The 1674-nt window shown below is 73.4% G+C and carries 2 protein-coding genes; one reads left to right on the top strand and one right to left on the bottom strand.

The window, feature by feature from the left end; translation table 11 throughout:
• Nucleotides 1-152: 152 nt before the first annotated feature.
• Nucleotides 153-1181 (top strand): C40 family peptidase, encoded by a 1029-nt coding sequence (locus H5J30_RS31670; protein WP_181791023.1) that lies wholly within the window; start codon nucleotides 153-155, stop codon nucleotides 1179-1181.
• A 9-nt stretch (nucleotides 1182-1190) separates the two neighbouring features.
• Here H5J30_RS31670 and H5J30_RS31665 read toward each other — a convergent pair.
• On the bottom strand, nucleotides 1191-1674 hold a 484-nt coding region (locus H5J30_RS31665), incomplete at its 5' end, for a methyltransferase family protein (RefSeq protein ID WP_181791021.1).

Below are 1674 nucleotides of genomic sequence, written 5' to 3'. Positions count from 1 at the left end.
CCGCTGCTGGTGGCCTGCCCGCCGGCGCTGGGCTGAGTGGGCTTGAGGGCCCGTACCCCCGCTTCCAGGGGGGTCGCTTGCCCGCGCTTCTACTAATCTACTAAGTTGCCTTTCGGTTCATGTCGCCGCCGAGGATGAGGAGCAACTCCGCCATGGGAGCGCACCGCCGCCCGAAGTCCCCCGGCCGCGCCCGGATCACGACCCTCTCCTTCGCCGCCGGGGCGTTCACCCTGCTGTCGGCGCAGAGCGGCCAGGCCCAGCCGAAGCAGACCGTCGAGGAGGTGCGCGCGGAGGTGGCGAAGCTGTACGAGGAGGCCACGGGGCCCACCGAGGAGTACAACAGCGCCCGCGAGCGCCAGCAGAAGTTGCAGAAGGAGGCCGACAAGGCGCAGGACGAGGCGGCCCGCCAGCAGAAGGAGATCAACGAACTGCGCGACCGGATAGGCCCGCTGGCCGCCGAGCAGTACCGCAACGGCGGCATCGACCCCGGCGTGCAGCTCGCCCTGTCCGCCGACCCCGACGAGTACCTGGCGGAGGCCGAGATGGTCGACCGCGTCGGCCACCGGCAGGCGTCGGCCCTCAGCGTGCTCCAGGACAAGCAGCGGGAACTGGCGCAGCAGCGCAGGGAGACGTCGGCGAAGCTCCGCGAGGCGGAGGAGTTCCGCAAGGCCGCCGCGGAGAAGAAGGACGAGGTCCGGACGAAGCTGACGGAGGCACGCACGCTCCTCAACTCCCTGACCGCCGAGGAGCGCGCCCGCCTCGACGCCGCCGAGGAGCGCGAGGCCCAGGAGGCCGGCACCAGCGACTCGGCGGACACGTACGACGGCCCGGCGAGCGGCCGCGCGAAGGCGGCCCTGGACTTCGCGTACGCGCAGCTCGGCAAGCCGTACGAGTGGGGCGCCACGGGCCCCAACTCCTTCGACTGCTCCGGCCTGACGGGCGCGGCGTGGGGCGCGGCGGGGGTCTCGCTGCCCCGCACGGTCAAGCAGCAGTACGACGCGGGCCGCAAGGTCGGCCAGGCCGACATGCAGCCGGGCGACATCATCTACTGGTACAACGACACCCAGCACAACGGCATGTACGTCGGCGACGGCCAGGCGATCCACGCGCCCCGCACGGGCAAGAACGTGGAGGTCGTCCCGGTCGACAGCATGCCTTTCTACGCCGCCAGCCGCCCCTGACCGCCGCCGTCAGGCCGCCTTCCGCCCCACGCCGGGCAGGAACCGGCCGGTGCGGGCGGTGTACGCGGCGTAGGCGTCGCCGTGGACCGCCGTGAGGTAAGGCTCCTCCACCACCCGTACCTGCAACTCGACCGCGACGACCAGCGCGGCGAGGGCCGTGACGGACACGGCGTTGGGGAGCAGCAGCGCGAGGCCGGTGGCGGCGGTGGTCATGGCGGTGAAGACCGGGTTGCGTACGTGCGCGAAGAGCCCCGCGGTGACCAGTTCGGTGCGCTCCCCGGCGGCGACGCCCACGCGCCAGGACGCGCCCATGTTCGTCTGCGCCACGAAGGTGGCGCCCATCCCCGCGAGCGTGACCGCCAGCCCGGCCCACTGCAGCGCGGGGTGTTCGGCGGTCGGCAGCCCGGCGAGCGCCGCGACCGGCGCGGCGGCGCCGGCGAGGACCGCGACGACGAAGAGCACCCCGGCCCACCAGGCGGCCTCGCCGGGCCGC

Origin of the sequence: Streptomyces phytophilus (genome assembly GCF_013870535.1) — a bacterium.
Classification (GTDB): Bacteria; Actinomycetota; Actinomycetes; order Streptomycetales; family Streptomycetaceae; genus Streptomyces; species Streptomyces phytophilus.
The sequence above is the reverse complement of the archived record's forward strand: the minus strand, read 5'-3'. Positions and strand labels throughout refer to the sequence as shown.

Excerpts from the sequence above, each read along its gene's own strand:
- H5J30_RS31670 (WP_181791023.1), top strand. The coding sequence starts at position 153 with ATGGGAGCGCACCGCCGCCCGAAGTCCCCCGGCCGCGCCCGGATCACG.